The sequence below is a fragment of the Streptomyces sp. NPDC102490 genome (assembly GCF_044765285.1).
GTDB lineage: Bacteria > Actinomycetota > Actinomycetes > Streptomycetales > Streptomycetaceae > Streptomyces.
Genome location: NZ_JBIWJU010000010.1, coordinates 374,190 through 389,280, shown reverse-complemented (window position 1 = coordinate 389,280; position 15,091 = coordinate 374,190). Strand labels below are relative to the sequence as shown.

The following is a 15,091-nucleotide window of genomic DNA, read 5'->3' as shown; positions in this document are numbered from 1 at the left end:
AGGAACCTCAACCCGAACGGACAAACCGATCAGGTCGGGGTATCAACATATCTGGCGTTGACTTTTGGCACGCTGTTGAGTTCTCAAGGAACGGATGCTTCCTTTGTACTCACCCTCTCGGGCTTTCCTCCGGGCGCTTCCCTTCGGTCTTGCGTTTCCGACTCTATCAGATCCTTTTCGATCCGATTCCCGGCCGGCGGGGTTTGTCGATTGCGTTCGGGCTTTCGCTCGTCGGCCTTTCGACATTCACTACGTTAGCCGATTTCTCCGGGGACTCATAATCGAGTCCCGCGAGTTTGAATTCAGGCATGCGGGCATGCCGAATTCGCTCCCGCTGAGGGAAGTCGTAGGTAGTGGGTTGGCCGCTTCCGGCTGCAGGCGATTGCCGTACCCGGGTCAAGCGGCTCGGGCCACGTTACGCGTCTGCCAAAGGAGAGTCAACTTCGGCGCTTCCTGGGGACATGCGCCCGGTAGGGGCTGACCGTCGGGTCGTCGGCGACCCAGTAGCGCCAGGGGTGCACGCCGCCTTCGCCGGCCACCCCGGTCCTGGGACCGTTGCGTACCTGGTCACCGGGGACGGCGGCGCCGGCCAGGACGCGCAGCGGGGTGTCCTCGGTTGTGCACGCGTCCGTGCCGTTCAAGGCGCGGTCCACGCCCAGGGCGGTGGCGAGGCGGGCCGGGCCTTTGGCCAGTTCCTTGTCGTTACGGGCGGATTGCCGACGGGTCCGGGCCAGCTCGGCGCCCTCGATGATCTCGCCGGCGCGGAGCAGGACCGCGCTCGCCCTGCCCTCGGGACCGCACACCAGGTTCATGCAGAACCACATGCCGTAGGTGAAGTAGACGTACACGTGTCCGGGGGGACCGAACATCACGTCGTTGCGGGGGGTGCGACCCCGGTAGGCGTGGGAGCCGGGGTCGTTCTGACCGTCGTAGGCCTCCACCTCCGTCAGGCGGAGGGCGATCGGGCCGTCGGGGGTGCTGCGCACCAGGACGCGGCCCAGGAGGTCGGGGGCCACCTCGAGGATGGGGCGGTCGAAGAATTCCCTGGGCAAGGGCGTACGGTCGGGGCTCGCGATCATGCCGTCCGAGCGTAACGCAGCCGGGACCGTGCGCGGGGTGGTCAGGGAGCGTCCGCCTTGCCAGGGTGTGGGGCGCGGAACCGGCCACGACCGGATCGCGTTTGTAGGGATCGAGGATTCACACGCAAGCCTGGAGAGGGAGAGACATGGCGTTCAAGAAGCTGCTCGCGAGCCTGGGGGCCGGCGGGGCTTCGGTGGAGACCGTGCTGAACGAGGTCAACGTCGTACCGGGGGGTGTCGTCCAGGGCGAGGTGCGGATCCAGGGAGGGTCCGTCGACCAGGAGATCGAGGGGCTGTCGGTCGGGCTCCAGGCCAAGGTCGAGGTGGAGAGCGGCGACCAGGAGTACAAGCAGGACATCGAGTTCACCAAGGTGCGGCTCGGGGGTGCCTTCCAGCTGAAGGCCGGTGCGGTGCACGCGGTGCCGTTCGGTCTGGAGATCCCGTGGGAGACGCCGATCACCATGATCGACGGGCAGTCGCTGCGCGGGATGAACATCGGCGTCACCACGGAGCTGGAGATCGCGCGCGCCGTGGACTCCGGTGACCTGGACCCGATCAACGTGCACCCGCTGCCGGCGCAGAAGGCGATCCTGGACGCGTTCATCGGCCTGGGCTTCCGCTTCAAGAGCGCGGACATGGAGCGCGGTCACATCCGGGGGACGCGGCAGCAGCTGCCCTTCTACCAGGAGATCGAGTTCTTCCCGCCGCAGCAGTACCGCGGGCTGAACCAGGTCGAGCTGAGCTTCGTGGCCGACGCGCAGGCGATGGACGTCGTGCTGGAGATGGACAAGAAGCCCGGTCTGTTCAGCGAGGGCAGCGACACGTTCCGTTCCTTCAAGGTCGGGCTGAACGACTACCAGGGCACCGACTGGACGGCGTACCTCAACCAGTGGCTCTCCGAGGTGGGCAGCAAGCGCAACTGGTTCTGATGGATCTAGGCTCGGTCATCTCTGCACCAGAAAGATCAGGAGGTACCGAGGTGACCGAGCTGAAGCGGCGTCCGCTCCCCCATGACTTCCACCCGCCCGTGCCGTCGTTCACCGTCACGAGTGAGGACGTCCGGGAGGGCGGGACGCTCAAGGACGACCAGGTCTACTCCGCCGGGAACACCTCGCCGCACCTGCGGTGGGAGGGGTTCCCCGCCGAGACCAAGAGCTTCGCCGTGACGTGCTACGACCCGGACGCCCCGACGGGCAGCGGGTTCTGGCACTGGGTGGTGTTCGACATCCCGGCCTCGGTGACCGAGCTGCCGGCGGGTGCGGGCAGCGGCACGTTCGAAGGGCTGCCCCCGGGCGCCGTACAGGCGCGCAACGACTACGGCGCCAAGGAGTTCGGCGGTGCCGCGCCGCCGGCCGGTGACGGCCCGCACCGGTATGTGTTCACGGTGTACGCCGTGGACCAGGAGAAGCTCGGTCCCGACGCGGACGGCACTCCGGCCTTCGTCGGTTTCAACCTGCGGTTCCACACGCTCGCGCGGGCCCAGCTCATCGGTGAGTACGAGGTGCCCGCGGACAGCTGACTGTTCCGAGCGTTCATGGAACGTTTGCCCGCCCCCGGTCTTGGAATGGATCAGGGGCGGGCATTTTTGTTGCCGGGGGTGGCGGGGGCGCCTCCCTCGCCGGAGCAGCAGATATTGCGTTGTCCATCCCGGCGTGCCCGGCCAGAGTTGTTCCAGCCCGCCAGGGGGGTGGGCCGGTGCGCACGGGAGGTGGGCTGGTATGCGGGACACGCTGGTGCTGAACGCGAGCTTCGAGCCGTTGTCGACGGTGACGCTGAATCGAGCCGTCGTGCTGGTGCTCCAGGACAAGGCCGTCGTCGAGCAGGCCCACCCCTCGCTGCGGATGCGCGGAGCCGCGCTGGACATACCCGCGCCACGGGTGATCAGGCTGTGCCAATACGTACGGGTGCCGTTCCGAAGACGCGCTCCGTGGTCGCGGCGGGGGGTGCTGGTCCGGGACCGGCACCGGTGCGCGTACTGCGGGCGGCGGGCGACGACCGTGGACCACGTGGTGCCGCGGTCGCACGGCGGGCAGGACACGTGGCTGAACACGGTGGCCTCGTGTGCGGAGGACAATCACCGCAAGGCGAACCGGACGCCGGAGCAGGCGGGGATGCCGCTGTTGCGGCAGCCGTTCGAGCCGACTCCCGCGGATGCGATGTTGCTGGCGCTGGGCCGGGAGGACTTCGCGGCGTTGCCGGAGTGGTTGGTGTTGGACGCGGCGTGAGTCTGCGCCGTAGAGGTTGAGGTGCGTCGCTGACTGCGGGTGCGCTGTGGCTGGTCGCGCAGTTCCCCGCGCCCCTGGGGGCGTAGGGACTGCCCGGCGTTCACAAGAACCCTCAGTCGATCGTTGGCTTCTCGCGGCGTTCCTGGGGCGGGACGCTTGCGCCGCCGTTGCCTGAACCGCCGCCCAGGTTGCCGATGTTGCCCATGGCGCCGGAGAGGCCCTTGAGGGCGTCGCCGATTTCGCTGGGGACGATCCAGAGCTTGTTGGCGTCGCCCTCGGCGATCTTGGGGAGCATCTGGAGGTACTGGTAGGAGAGCAGCTTCTGGTCCGGGTCGCCGGCGTGGATGGCCTCGAAGACCGTGCGGACGGCCTGGGCCTCGCCCTCGGCGCGCAGGGCGGCGGCCTTGGCCTCACCCTCGGCGCGCAGGATCTGGGACTGCTTCTCGCCCTCGGCGCGCAGGATCTCGGACTGCCGGACACCTTCGGCCTGGAGGATCGCGGCGCGCTTGTCGCGGTCGGCGCGCATCTGCTTCTCCATCGAGTCCTGGATGGAGGTGGGCGGTTCGATGGCCTTCAGCTCGACGCGGTTGACGCGGATGCCCCACTTGCCGGTGGCCTCGTCGAGGACGCCGCGCAGGGCCGCGTTGATCTCCTCGCGGGAGGTCAGGGTCCGCTCCAGGTCCATGCCGCCGATGATGTTGCGCAGGGTGGTGACGGTGAGCTGCTCGATCGCCTGGATGTAGCTGGCGACCTCGTAGGTCGCGGCGCGGGCGTCGGTCACCTGGTAGTAGATGACGGTGTCGATGTTGACGACCAGGTTGTCCTGGGTGATGACCGGCTGCGGCGGGAAGGGGACGACCTGTTCGCGCAGGTCGATGCGGTTGCGGATGGTGTCGATGAACGGGACCACGATGTTGAGGCCCGCGTTGAGTGTCCGCGTGTAGCGGCCGAAGCGCTCGACGATGGCGGCGCTGGCCTGTGGAATGACCTGGATGGTCTTGATCAGGGCGATGAAGACCAACACCACCAGGATGATCAGGACGATGATGACCGGTTCCATCGTGGGTGTCCGTCCCCTTCTCCGCCTCGGCGCTCCGGCAGATCCTGTTGACCAGGTCCTGTTGGGCCTGGCTGATCCTGACTACTGCTGATCCTACGGCTGTTGAGGATCTTGCTGGTCGAGTCTGTCAGACCGTCGTACGACGCGGGGGAGGTTCGGGCCACTTGTGCTCGACCAGGTCACATGATGACGGCTGTGGCCCCGTCGATCTCCACGACGTCCACTTCCTCGCCGGGCTCGAAGGCACGCCCGGTGTCCAGGGCCCGTGCCGACCAGATCTCGCCGGCCAGTTTGATCCGGCCGCCCGAGCCGTCCACCCGCTCCGTCACGACGGCCTGTCTGCCTCTCAGGGCGTCGACTCCCGTGGCCAGTTGGGGCTGTTGGGAGCGGTGTCGAGCGGCGATGGGCCGGACGACGGCGATCAGGGCGACCGAGACGATGACGAAGACGAGTACCTGGACGACGAGGTCCGCGCCCAGTCCGGAGGCGACGGCCGCGGCGACCGCGCCGACGGCGAACATCCCGAACTCCGGCATCGCGGTCACGACGAGCGGGATTCCGAGCGCTGCCGCGGCGACGAGCCACCACACCCATGCGTCGATGTCGTTCACGCTGTCATGGTAGGTCCGTTGGGACCACCGGGGACAGGGCGCACGGGGGGCGGGTCAGGACAGCGGGAGCCCCTTCGCGGTCCACCGGTCGCCGGACTGCTCGACGATGAGCGGGAGTCCGAAGCACAGGGACAGGTTGCGGGAGGTGAGTTCGAGCTCCAGCGGTCCGGCGGCCAGGACCTTGCCCTGACGGATCATCAGGACGTGGGTGAAGCCCGGGGCGATCTCCTCGACGTGGTGGGTCACCATGATCATGGAGGGCGCGATGGGGTCGCGGGCCAGTCGGCCGAGGCGGCGGACGAGGTCCTCGCGGCCACCGAGGTCGAGGCCGGCGGCCGGCTCGTCGAGGAGCAGCAGTTCGGGGTCGGTCATCAGGGCGCGGGCGATCAGCGTGCGCTTGCGCTCGCCCTCGGAGAGGGTGCCGAACCTGCGGTCCAGGTAATCGGTCATGCCGAGGCGGTCGAGGAAGGCGCGGGCGCGCTGTTCGTCGATGTCCTCGTACTCCTCCTGCCAGCCGGCGGTCATGCCGTACGCGGCGGTGAGCACGGTCTGCAGGACGGTCTGGCGCCGGGGCAGCTTGTCGGCCATGGCGATGCCGGCGACGCCGATGCGGGGGCGCAGTTCGAAGACGTCGGTGCCGGGCTTGCCGAGGGTCTCGCCGAGGATGGTGGCGGTGCCGGTGCTCGGGTAGAGGTAGCTGGACGCGACGTTGAGGAGGGTGGTCTTGCCGGCGCCGTTGGGGCCGAGGATGACCCAGCGCTCGCCCTCCTTGACCGACCAGGAGACCTGGTCCACCAGAGCCCGGCCCTCGCGGACCACGGATACGTCCTGAAGCTCCAGAACATCGCTCATGAGCGCGTTGTCTCCCCTTGCATTGTGGCCGGTCTCGGCTGTCGCGTACACCTGTGACTGGGCCGCGGCGCCGGTGGGCGCAGGCCCCTCCAGGAAATCTACGCCACCGGTCGGCCGCACCGTTCCATCGGTCCGGTCCTTAGGGTGGGGGGATGCTCTCGGAACCACGCGCAGGGCGCCTTGCCGCCTGGGGAAATGCCCTTATTGCCCACTTGGTCTCGCCGGACGACGCCGCGGTCGCGGTCGTGGGTGAGGACGCGGTGCACCGGGTGGAGGGGCTGCCGGGTGAGGACGCGCCGGTCGGTCTCACGCTGGCGTTGGGGCGGCTGCGGGCGCTCGGGGCGTCCGGGCTGCGGATCGCGCTGCCCGCGCCGGGGCACCCGCTGGGGCTGAGCGGGCCGCCGGAGTTCAACGCGCGGGCGCTGGAGGCCGAGGAGGCGGTGATCTGCGAGGGGGTCGCGCTGGGGCTGGTGCCGGAGGTGTACGAGGCGGGGCCCGAGGGTGACGTGCACGTCGAGGTCGTCTGGCACTGCCTGCCGGTGCGGGAGGCGCCGCCGGCGGACGTGCCCTCGCTCGGGGAGGCGGAGCGGGAGCTGGCGGAGGCGTTGCGGGATGCGACGGAGGTGCTGACGCGGCTGGACGTGGCCGGGTCGGGGCCGGTGGCGGAGGCGGCGGTCGCCGCCTACCGGGCGCGGGCGGAGCGGGGGCGGGAGGTGCTGGCGCCGGGGTATCCGCCGCGGGCGGTGCGGGTGCTGGAGTTGGCGCAGCGGGTGGGGATGCTGGTGTCGCTGGCGTCCGAGAACGGGCACGGGGGTGCGGTGAGCGCGTCCGAGATGGCCGCGCGGGGGGAGGCGCTCAGGCCGGTGGAGCGGGTGGCTCGGCGGGCGCAGGTCGCGGCGTACAACTCCGTTGTGGTGGAGCGGGGGATGCGGTGAGCGTTTCTCCGGCCTGTGCTCCGTGCTGGTGTGACCGTCCCGGGGGCTGCGCCCTCTGACCCCCGTTTTCGGCCTGAACGGCCTCGTCCTCAAACGCCGGACGGGCTGGATGATGCCGATGCGGCCTCCCGGAAGTCCGGGGAGGCCGCAGGCATCGTGCGTGACCGACGTCAGTGGTTGACGCCCAGGTTGCCGAAGGCCGGGTTCAGGACGCCGATGACGTTGACGCTGTTGCCGACGGCGTTGACCGGGATGTGGATCGGCGCCTGGACCAGGTTGCCGGAGGCGACGCCCGGGGAGCCGATGGCCTCGCCATGGGCGTGGGAGCCGCCGTCGGTGGCGGAGGCCATGCCCGCGCCGGCCGCGATCAGGCCGCCGGCCACCATCGTCACGGCCGCTGCCTTCTTCAGGTTCTTCACTTACAAGCCCTCCTTGCGGTCACCGCGGCAGTCGCCGTGGTGCGCACTGAAGAACGGCCGGACCCCTCGAAGGATGCGCCATATGGGGGACATTCCCACGACGGTATGAATCTCCGACCGGAGGGGAACCCTCCGCCGTGCCGCCGCGTACGGGGTCAGCCCGCCACGCCGTGGCGTACGGCCCACAGGGCGGCCTGGGTGCGGTCGGCGAGGTCGAGTTTCATCAGGATGTTCGAGACGTGGGTCTTGACCGTCTTCTCCGAGAGGACCAGCGCCCGAGCGATCTCCCGGTTGGAGCGGCCGTCCGCTATCAGGCCCAGCACCTCGCGCTCCCGCTCCGTGAGGGACCCGGCCCGGCCTGGCCCGGAGCCGTTCTCCTCCTGACTCAGGAGGGCGCCCGCGACCTCGGGCTGGAGCAGGATGTGGCCGGCGTGGACGGAACGGATGGCACCGGCCAGCGCGTCGGGGTCGACGTCCTTGTACACGTACCCGGCCGCGCCCGCGCGCAGGGCCGGGACCACGGTGCGCTGCTCGGTGAAGCTGGTGACGATCAGCACGCGCGCGTGGTTGTCCAGTTCTCGGAGCCTGCGCAGCGCTTCGACGCCGTCCATGCCCGGCATCTTGACGTCCATGAGGATCACGTCGGGTTTCAGCTCCTCGGCCCGGTCGACGCCGGCGGCGCCGTCCGCGGCCTCGCCGACCACCTCGATGTCGTCCTGTACCTCCAGGAAGGTGCGCAGCCCCCGGCGGACCACCTGGTGGTCGTCGACGAGCAGCACCTTGATCGCCTCAGCCACCGGGAACCTCCATCTCGATCGTGGTGCCCTCGCCGGGCGCGGACCGCACGGTCAGCCGGCCGCCGGTGCCGCTCGCCCGGTCGCGCATCGAGACCAGGCCGAGGTGGCGTCCGGCGCGGCGTACCGTGCGCGGGTCGAAACCGCCGCCGTCGTCGGTGATCCGCAGGACGGTTCCGGTGCCCTGCCGGTGCAGGGTCACCCGGACGTGCTCCGCCCCGGAGTGGCGCAGGGCGTTGTGCAGTGCCTCCTGGGCGACGCGCAGCATCGCCTCCTCCTGGGCGGCGGGCAGGGCCTTGACGCCGTGACTGGTGAAGGTCACGCGCGCGGTGTGGGCGCGGTCGAGGACCTGGATCTGGGTGCGCAGGGTGGCGACGAGGCCGTCCTCCTCCAGCGCGGCGGGACGCAGCTCGACGACGGCGGCGCGCAGTTCGTCGGCGGCCTCGGCGGCGAGCGTGGCGACCTGGTGCAGCTCGCCCTTGGCCCGCGCGGGGTCGCGGTCGACCAGGGCGGTGGCGGCCTGGGCGGTCAGGCGCAGCGAGAACAGCTTCTGGCTCACCGCGTCGTGCAGTTCGTGGGCGAGGCGGGAGCGCTCCTCGGCGATGGTCAGCTCGCGGCTGCGCTCGTACAGGCGCGCGTTGGTGAGGGCGATGGCGGCGTGCTGGGCGAGGATGCCGAGCAGTTCCTCGTCGTCCTGCGTGAAACCGCAGGTGCCCTCGGGTTTCACACAGCTCTTGTTGGCCAGGAACAGGGCCCCGAGCACCTCGTCGCCGTCGCGGATCGGCAGGCCCAGGAAGTCGACCAGGTCGGGGTGGGCGGAGGGCCAGCCGCCGAAGCGGGGGTCCTTGCGGACGTCTCCCAGCCGCTCGGGGGTGGCCTCCTGGAGCATCGCGGCGAGGATGCCGTGCTGACGCGGCAGCGGGCCGATGGCCTTCCACTGCTCGTCGCTGACGCCGTCGACCACGAACTGGGCGAAACCGCCGTGGTCGTCGGGGACGCCGAGGGCGGCGTACTGCGCGTCGAGCAGTTCGCGGGCCGAGGCGACGATCGTCTTGAGGACGTCGCGCACCTCGAGGTGCCTGCTCATGGCCAGCAGCGCGGAACTCACCGCGGTGAGGCCGGACCGGGGGCCGTGACTCATGTCCTCACGGTACCCGCGGGGGGTGCGGGCGGGATCGGACCGGTGACGGGCTCCGCCTAGGGCGGTGGGCCTAGGTCGACGGTCCCGCCCGTCGGACCTAGGGCGAAGGGCCCTGGCCGGTCGGGGCCCGTGCCCGAGGCGACGGATGAGCTCCGCTTCCTACGTTGAGGATCACGCCGGCCGGACGGACGGCGGGGACGACGAAGGGGACGGGTGTCATGCCGGTTGCGATCATCACGGGGGCGTCCAAGGGACTGGGCCGGGCGCTCGCCGAGGCCCTGGCGGCACGGGGGTGGGACCTGGTGCTGGACGCCAGGAGCCCCGAGGTGCTGAAGGAGGCGGCGACGGCGCTGGAGGCGTACGGCACGCGCGTGACGGCGCTGCCGGGCGACGTGACCGATTCCTGGCACCGGACCGGGCTGGTGACGGAGGCCCGGCGGCTGGGCGGCGTGGATCTGCTGGTCAGCAACGCGAGCGCGCTGGGCGCCGAGCCGCTGGTGCGGCTGGCGGAGCTGCCCCTGGAGGGTCTGCGGCGGGCGCTGGAGGTGAACGTGGTGGCCGCGCTGGGCCTGGTCCGTGAGGCGCTGCCGCTGCTGCGGGCGGCGCCCGCGGGCGCGGTGGTGACCCTCAGCTCGGACGCGGCCGCCGAGGCATACGAGACGTGGGGCGGCTACGGGGCGTCCAAGGCGGCCCTGGACCAGCTGGCGGCGGTGCTGGGCGCCGAGGAGCCGGGACTGCGGGTCTGGGCGGTCGATCCCGGGGACATGGCCACGGACCTGTACGCGGCGGCCGTGCCGGACGACGACGACCCGCGGCCGGACCCGGCGAGTGTCGTGCCGGCGCTGCTGCGGCTGCTGGACGAGCGTCCGGCGAGCGGGCGCTACGGGGCTCCGGCGCTGCTGGAGGCACGCTGATGTCGTCGCTGGCGGTACGGGTCCCGGAGGAACTGTCGGCCCGGGTGCCGGTCGAGCAGCGGGAGCCGGGGCTCGACCGGGACGGCGTACGGCTGCTGGTGTCGCGCGGCACCGAGGTGTCGCACCACGCGTTCGTGGAGCTGCCGGGGCTGCTGCGGGCCGGTGATCTGCTGGTGGTCAACACCTCGCCCACGCTGGCCGCCGCGGTGGACGGCCGGATCGGGCACACGCGCGTGGTGGTGCACTTCTCCACGCGCGGGGACGACGGCCGGTGGGCGGTGGAGCTGCGGGAACCGGACGGGAGGGGCACCACGCGCGCGCGTGCGGGAGCAGTGGACGGCGTGGCGGGGCGCGGGTGCGGCGGCCTGAGGGGGACGAGGGTGCGGCTGCCCGGGGGCGGGCGGCTGGTGCTGGAGGAGCCGCTGAGCGCGCGCGGGGAGCGGCTGTGGTGGGCGCGGGTGTCGGGAGCCGGGGTGCCCGCGCTGCTGCGGGAGCACGGGCGGCCCATTCGGTACTCCTACACGGAGCGGGACCAGCCGCTGTCCGTCTACCAGACGGTGTTCGCGCTGCCGAGCGGGGACGGGACGGGCAGTGCGGAGATGCCGAGCGCGGCGCGGCCCTTCACGGCGCGGCTGGTGGCGGAGCTGGTAAGCCGCGGGGTGCAGTTCGCGCCGGTGTCGCTGCACACGGGGGTGGCCTCGGCGGAGTCGCACGAGCCGCCGTATCCGGAGCGGTTCGCCGTGCCTGGGGCGTCGGCGCGGTTGATCAACGCCGCGCGCGCCGGTGACGGGCGGGTGGTGGCGGTGGGGACGACGGCCGTACGGGCGGTGGAGTCGGCGGCCGGGGCCGACGGGGTGGTACGGGCGCGGGCCGGGTGGACGGATCTGGTGGTGACGCCGGAGCGCGGGGTGCGGGTGGTGGAGGGCCTGCTGACGGGGCTGCACGAGCCGGAGGCCTCGCATCTGCTGATGCTGGAGGCGGTGGCGGGGCGGGCGGCGATCGACCGCGGGTACGAGGCGGCGGTGCGGGGGCGCTACCTGTGGCACGAGTTCGGGGACGTCCATCTCCTCCTGCCGTAGGAGGGCTGCGGACACCCACTCACACTTTGCATTGCTCCAGCAACTAGCAGTGAGAAAGGCGGGGGGCCGATGTGAGCCCGCACATAGGGCGCACGTCACGTACGAAGGGGAGTAGGAGAGCGACTCGTCCGTTTTGAGCGGGGCAGATGGTCCAATCTGCCCCGCTTTGTCGTTCCGTGATCCACTATCGCGGATCGTACGTCACACCTTTGCCTCCGGATTTTGCGGCCGCTAAGAATTGCTCTCGTCGCTCAGCGCCGTGGGTTCTCCCCCGCGGCGTTTGTGCCGGAAGCACCAACTGTCCCCACCGGACGAGAGCGACCTCCGCGCTATTCGAAGAGGTCTATCCCGCCATGCTCAAGAACATCCTTCCCCGTGGTCGCAGTCGTTCCCTGAACCGCACCCACAAGATCGCGATAGCCGGTGTCGGCACGCTCGGCGCCGCCGCCGTCGCCTTCACCGCCGTCCCGGCCAGCGGTCAGACGACGACCACGAGTGAGGCCGCTCCGACGGCCAAGGTGGCGTACAGCACCAAGCAGATCCAGGACGTGCACGCCGGTGTCACCGGCCAGCTCGCCGGCGCGAGCCAGAAGGTCGCCGCCATCGAGGCCAAGCAGGAGGCGGCCGCCAAGAAGGCGACCGCCGGCAAGAAGGCGACCACCGTGAAGAAGGCCGCCGCCGAGAAGGCCGCCGCCAAGCGTGAGGCGAAGGAGACCGCCAGCCGGTCCGCCAAGCGCACCGAGGTCAAGAAGGCCGCGCCGAAGTCCTACCCGAACACCCTCGACGGCTGGATCCGCGAGGCCCGGGCCATCATGGCCAAGCACGACATCCCCGGTACCTACGACGGCATCCACCGCAACATCATGCGGGAGTCGTCCGGCAACCCGAAGGCCATCAACGACTGGGACATCAACGCCATCAACGGCATCCCGTCGAAGGGCCTGCTCCAGGTCATCCCGCCGACGTTCAAGGCGTACCACGTGCCCGGTACCTCCTGGAACATCTACGACCCGGTCGCCAACATCGCCGCCGCGTGCAACTACGCCGCGGACAAGTACGGCACCATGGACAACGTCGACAGCGCGTACTGAGGTCGGCGCGGACCTCTTCACGACGTCGCCGACGCCGCACCGTACGCCGAAGGGCGGCACCCTCCTGACGGGGTGCCGCCCTTCGGGGCGTGCGCGGGCGCCTTCGGGCCCGCCGGACCTCGGTCTACTTGCGCATGACCTCGGGCTCGTGCCGGCGCAGGAAGCGGGCGACGAAGAAGCCGCAGATCACGCCGAGGACGATCAGCGCGGCCATGTCCATGCCCCAGGCGCCCACGGTGTGCTCCCACAGCGGGTCCGCCTCGGCCCCCTTCTCGGGCGGGCTGATCTTGTTGAAGTCCAGCGTGGCACCGGCTGCGGCGACCGCCCAGCGCGAGGGCATCAGGTACGAGAACTGGTTGACGCCGACCGCGTCGTTCAGGGCGAAGAGGCAGCCGGTGAAGACGACCTGGATGATCGCGAACATCACCAGCAGCGGCATGGTCTTCTCGGCGGTCTTCACCAGCGAGGAGATGACCAGGCCGAACATCATCGAGGCGAAGCCCAGCGCCATGATCGGCAGGGACAGCTCGACCAGCGTCGCGCCGCCCAGGACCAGCCCCTCGTCGGGGATCTCGCGGGTGGCGAAGCCGATCACACCGACCAGCAGGCCCTGGAACACCGTGATCAGGCCGAGCACGAAGACCTTGGACATCAGGTACGCCGACCGGGACAGGCCGGTCGCGCGTTCCCGCTCGTAGATCACCCGTTCCTTGATCAGCTCACGGACCGAGTTCGCGGCACCGGCGAAGCAGGCGCCGACCGCGAGGATCAGCAGGACCGTGGTGGCGGTGCCGTTGGGGATGATCCGGCCGGTCTGCGGGTTCGCCGGGTTGGGCAGCAGGCCCTTGTCCGGGTCGATGAGCAGGCTGACCGCGCCCAGCACCGCCGGCAGGATCACCATCAGGGCCAGGAAGCCCTTGTCGGAGGCGATCACCGACACGTAGCGCCGCACCAGCGTGACGAACTGGGACATCCAGCCCTGCGGCTTCGGCGGCTTCATCGCCTGCATCGGCGGTACCTGTACGGACTGCGGCGCGACGGCGTCGAGGTCCGCGGCGTACATCTGGTAGTGCTGCGAGCCCTTCCAGCGGCCCGCCCAGTCGTAGTCGCGGTAGTTCTCGAAGGCGGAGAAGACGTCGGCCCAGGTGTCGTAGCCGAAGAAGTTCAGCGCCTCCTTCGGCGGGCCGAAGTAGGCCACGGAACCGCCCGGCGCCATCACCAGCAGCTTGTCGCAGGTCGCCAGCTCGGCCACCGAGTGGGTGACGACGAGCACGGTGCGGCCGTCGTCGGCGAGACCGCGCAGCAGCTGCATGACGTCACGGTCCATGCCCGGGTCGAGGCCGGAGGTCGGCTCGTCCAGGAAGATCAGCGACGGCTTGGTGAGCAGTTCCAGGGCGACGGACACGCGCTTGCGCTGGCCGCCGGACAGGGACGTGACCTTCTTGTCCTTGTGGATGTCCAGCTTCAGCTCGCGCAGCACCTCGTCGATGCGGGCGTTGCGCTCCGCGCCCGTGGTGTCGGCCGGGAAGCGGAGCTTCGCCGCGTACTTGAGCGCCTTCTTGACGGTCAGCTCCTTGTGCAGGATGTCGTCCTGCGGGACCAGACCGATGCGCTGGCGCAGCTCGGCGAACTGCTTGTAGAGGTTCCGGTTGTCGTAGAGGACCTCGCCCTGGTCGGCGGGCCGGTAACCGGTGAGCGCCTTGAGCAGGGTCGACTTGCCGGAGCCGGACGGGCCGATGACGGCGATCAGCGACTTCTCGGGGACGCCGAAGGAGACGTCCTTGAGGATCTGCTTGCCGCCGTCGACCGTGACGGTCAGGTGCCGGGCGGAGAAGGAGACCTCACCGGTGTCGACGAACTCCTCGAGCCGGTCGCCGACGATCTGGAACGTCGAGTGGCCGACACCCACGACGTCGGTCGGGCCGAGCAGCTGGGAGCCGCCCTTGGCGATCGGCTGGCCGTTGACGTACGTGCCGTTGTGCGAGCCGAGGTCGCGGATCTCCATGCGCCCGTCGGGCGTCGAGTGGAACTCCGCGTGGTGGCGCGAGACCTGGAGGTCGGAGACGACCAGGTCGTTCTCCAGGGCACGGCCGATGCGCATGACGCGGCCGAGCGAGAACTGGTGGAACGTGGTCGGGCTGCGGTCCCCGTGGACCGGTGGCGCCCCCGCCGCGCCGCCTGATCCCTGCTGCTGGGGGAAGTGCGGCGCGGCCTGCTGCGGTGGCTGTTGCTGTTGCTGCCAGCCGGCCTGCTGGGCCTGGTGCTGCTGCCCGTGCTGCGGCGGCGCCTGCTGGGGCGGTGCCTGCTGCTGGAACGGCTCCTGCGCGGGCGGCGCCTGCTGCGCCCAGCCCGCGTTCGCGCCCTGTGCGGCGTACGGCTGCTGCTGCGGCTGGGCCTGCGGCGTGCCGGCCGGGGCCTGGGCGCCGGTCAGGCTCACCCGCGGGCCGTCGGTCGCGTTGCCCAGGTTCAGCACCGTGCCGGCGCCGAGCTCCAGCTGCTGGACCCGCTGCCCGTGCACGAACGTGCCGTTGGTGCTGCCGTGGTCGTCGACCACCCAACTGCGGCCGTTGAAACTGATCGTGGCATGCCGCCAGGACACCCTGGCGTCGTCGAAGACAAGCTCCCCCTGCGGATCGCGTCCTAGCGCGTATGACCGGGACGGATCGAGCGTCCAGGTCCGTCCATTGGATTCCAGTACGAGTTCCGGCACTCCATGCCCCACTGAGTTGTCCCCCGATGTGCTCCCGTCGCGGGGAGTCTAGGGATGTCGAACATCGGGGGGAACTATTTCAGGCTCGGGGGCCTGACCGAAAGTCGGGCCTTGTGAAGAGTGGGTGGGTACCCGTGTGCCGTGGGGCGACGTGCTGGGCACGCGGTGCCGCGCGGGTGGT

Annotated in this window: 15 protein-coding genes; 7 read left to right on the top strand and 8 right to left on the bottom strand. The window is 70.5% G+C overall.

Going from position 1 to position 15,091, the window contains the following annotated elements; all coding sequences use genetic code 11:
- Window positions 1–437 precede the first annotated feature (437 nt).
- A complete protein-coding gene (locus ACIRGB_RS24950; RefSeq protein WP_403869084.1) occupies window positions 438–1,079 on the bottom strand; it encodes a DNA-3-methyladenine glycosylase in 642 nt (213 codons plus the stop codon).
- Window positions 1,080–1,225: 146 nt separating this feature from the next.
- On the opposite strand from ACIRGB_RS24950, the gene ACIRGB_RS24945 reads away from it, so the two are divergent.
- The 3 genes from ACIRGB_RS24945 to ACIRGB_RS24935 all read left to right on the top strand — a co-directional run bounded on the left by ACIRGB_RS24945 (window position 1,226) and on the right by ACIRGB_RS24935 (window position 3,304).
- Window positions 1,226–2,008 carry a sporulation protein gene (locus ACIRGB_RS24945; protein ID WP_403869081.1) on the top strand — a complete coding sequence of 261 codons (783 nt, stop codon included), beginning with the start codon at window positions 1,226–1,228 and terminating at the stop codon, window positions 2,006–2,008.
- Window positions 2,009–2,058: 50 nt separating this feature from the next.
- A complete protein-coding gene (locus tag ACIRGB_RS24940; protein WP_403869078.1) occupies window positions 2,059–2,598 on the top strand; it encodes a YbhB/YbcL family Raf kinase inhibitor-like protein in 540 nt (179 codons plus the stop codon).
- A 199-nt stretch (window positions 2,599–2,797) separates the two neighbouring features.
- Window positions 2,798–3,304: an HNH endonuclease gene (locus ACIRGB_RS24935; protein WP_403869075.1), complete on the top strand. Its 507-nt coding sequence runs from the start codon at window positions 2,798–2,800 to the stop codon at window positions 3,302–3,304.
- A 112-nt stretch (window positions 3,305–3,416) separates the two neighbouring features.
- On the opposite strand, the gene ACIRGB_RS24930 is transcribed toward ACIRGB_RS24935, so the two are convergent.
- The 3 genes from ACIRGB_RS24930 to ACIRGB_RS24920 form a co-directional block, all read right to left on the bottom strand.
- Window positions 3,417–4,364, bottom strand: a complete 948-nt coding sequence (locus tag ACIRGB_RS24930; RefSeq protein ID WP_403869072.1) for an SPFH domain-containing protein — start codon at window positions 4,362–4,364, stop codon at window positions 3,417–3,419.
- A gap of 179 nt (window positions 4,365–4,543) precedes the next feature.
- A complete protein-coding gene (locus ACIRGB_RS24925; RefSeq protein WP_403869069.1) occupies window positions 4,544–4,975 on the bottom strand; it encodes an NfeD family protein in 432 nt (143 codons plus the stop codon).
- Between the two features lie 54 nt (window positions 4,976–5,029).
- Entirely contained in the window at window positions 5,030–5,827 is a 798-nt protein-coding gene (locus ACIRGB_RS24920; protein WP_403869066.1) for an ABC transporter ATP-binding protein, read from the bottom strand.
- 152 nt (window positions 5,828–5,979) lie between these two features.
- Here ACIRGB_RS24920 and ACIRGB_RS24915 point away from each other — a divergent pair, with 152 nt between their 5' ends.
- Entirely contained in the window at window positions 5,980–6,762 is a 783-nt protein-coding gene (locus ACIRGB_RS24915) for a hypothetical protein (protein ID WP_403869063.1), read from the top strand.
- 170 nt (window positions 6,763–6,932) lie between these two features.
- Here the strand turns inward: ACIRGB_RS24915 and chpE are convergent, their stop codons facing one another.
- The 3 genes from chpE to ACIRGB_RS24900 all read right to left on the bottom strand — a co-directional run bounded on the left by chpE (window position 6,933) and on the right by ACIRGB_RS24900 (window position 9,116).
- Window positions 6,933–7,181 carry a chaplin ChpE gene (gene chpE, locus ACIRGB_RS24910; protein WP_030184918.1) on the bottom strand — a complete coding sequence of 83 codons (249 nt, stop codon included), beginning with the start codon at window positions 7,179–7,181 and terminating at the stop codon, window positions 6,933–6,935.
- 155 nt (window positions 7,182–7,336) lie between these two features.
- On the bottom strand, window positions 7,337–7,978 hold the full coding sequence (locus ACIRGB_RS24905) for a response regulator (protein WP_403869058.1): 642 nt from the start codon (window positions 7,976–7,978) through the stop codon (window positions 7,337–7,339).
- Window positions 7,971–9,116 (bottom strand): GAF domain-containing sensor histidine kinase, encoded by a 1,146-nt coding sequence (locus ACIRGB_RS24900; RefSeq protein ID WP_403869055.1) that lies wholly within the window; start codon window positions 9,114–9,116, stop codon window positions 7,971–7,973. Before ACIRGB_RS24900 ends, ACIRGB_RS24905 begins: the two co-directional genes overlap by 8 nt.
- A 218-nt stretch (window positions 9,117–9,334) precedes the next feature.
- Between ACIRGB_RS24900 and ACIRGB_RS24895 the strand changes: the two genes are divergently transcribed.
- The 3 genes from ACIRGB_RS24895 to ACIRGB_RS24885 all read left to right on the top strand — a co-directional run bounded on the left by ACIRGB_RS24895 (window position 9,335) and on the right by ACIRGB_RS24885 (window position 12,200).
- Window positions 9,335–10,030 (top strand): SDR family NAD(P)-dependent oxidoreductase, encoded by a 696-nt coding sequence (locus ACIRGB_RS24895; protein ID WP_403869052.1) that lies wholly within the window; start codon window positions 9,335–9,337, stop codon window positions 10,028–10,030.
- On the top strand, window positions 10,030–11,109 hold the full coding sequence (locus ACIRGB_RS24890) for an S-adenosylmethionine:tRNA ribosyltransferase-isomerase (protein ID WP_403869049.1): 1,080 nt from the start codon (window positions 10,030–10,032) through the stop codon (window positions 11,107–11,109). The genes ACIRGB_RS24895 and ACIRGB_RS24890 overlap by 1 nt, the downstream gene beginning before the upstream one ends.
- A 353-nt stretch (window positions 11,110–11,462) precedes the next feature.
- Window positions 11,463–12,200 carry a transglycosylase SLT domain-containing protein gene (locus ACIRGB_RS24885; RefSeq protein WP_403869046.1) on the top strand — a complete coding sequence of 246 codons (738 nt, stop codon included), beginning with the start codon at window positions 11,463–11,465 and terminating at the stop codon, window positions 12,198–12,200.
- Between the two features lie 124 nt (window positions 12,201–12,324).
- Here ACIRGB_RS24885 and ACIRGB_RS24880 read toward each other — a convergent pair whose 3' ends face one another.
- Window positions 12,325–14,910 (bottom strand): FHA domain-containing protein, encoded by a 2,586-nt coding sequence (locus ACIRGB_RS24880; protein ID WP_403869043.1) that lies wholly within the window; start codon window positions 14,908–14,910, stop codon window positions 12,325–12,327.
- Between the last annotated feature and the right edge of the window lie 181 nt (window positions 14,911–15,091).

Coding starts and splice junctions, on each gene's coding strand:
- ACIRGB_RS24900 (WP_403869055.1), bottom strand. CDS start 9,116: ATGAGTCACGGCCCCCGGTCCGGCCTCACCGCGGTGAGTTCCGCGCTG.
- ACIRGB_RS24920 (WP_403869066.1), bottom strand. CDS start 5,827: ATGAGCGATGTTCTGGAGCTTCAGGACGTATCCGTGGTCCGCGAGGGC.
- ACIRGB_RS24950 (WP_403869084.1), bottom strand. CDS start 1,079: ATGATCGCGAGCCCCGACCGTACGCCCTTGCCCAGGGAATTCTTCGAC.
- ACIRGB_RS24935 (WP_403869075.1), top strand. CDS start 2,798: ATGCGGGACACGCTGGTGCTGAACGCGAGCTTCGAGCCGTTGTCGACG.
- ACIRGB_RS24885 (WP_403869046.1), top strand. CDS start 11,463: ATGCTCAAGAACATCCTTCCCCGTGGTCGCAGTCGTTCCCTGAACCGC.
- ACIRGB_RS24930 (WP_403869072.1), bottom strand. CDS start 4,364: ATGGAACCGGTCATCATCGTCCTGATCATCCTGGTGGTGTTGGTCTTC.
- ACIRGB_RS24945 (WP_403869081.1), top strand. CDS start 1,226: ATGGCGTTCAAGAAGCTGCTCGCGAGCCTGGGGGCCGGCGGGGCTTCG.
- ACIRGB_RS24895 (WP_403869052.1), top strand. CDS start 9,335: ATGCCGGTTGCGATCATCACGGGGGCGTCCAAGGGACTGGGCCGGGCG.
- ACIRGB_RS24890 (WP_403869049.1), top strand. CDS start 10,030: ATGTCGTCGCTGGCGGTACGGGTCCCGGAGGAACTGTCGGCCCGGGTG.
- ACIRGB_RS24915 (WP_403869063.1), top strand. CDS start 5,980: ATGCTCTCGGAACCACGCGCAGGGCGCCTTGCCGCCTGGGGAAATGCC.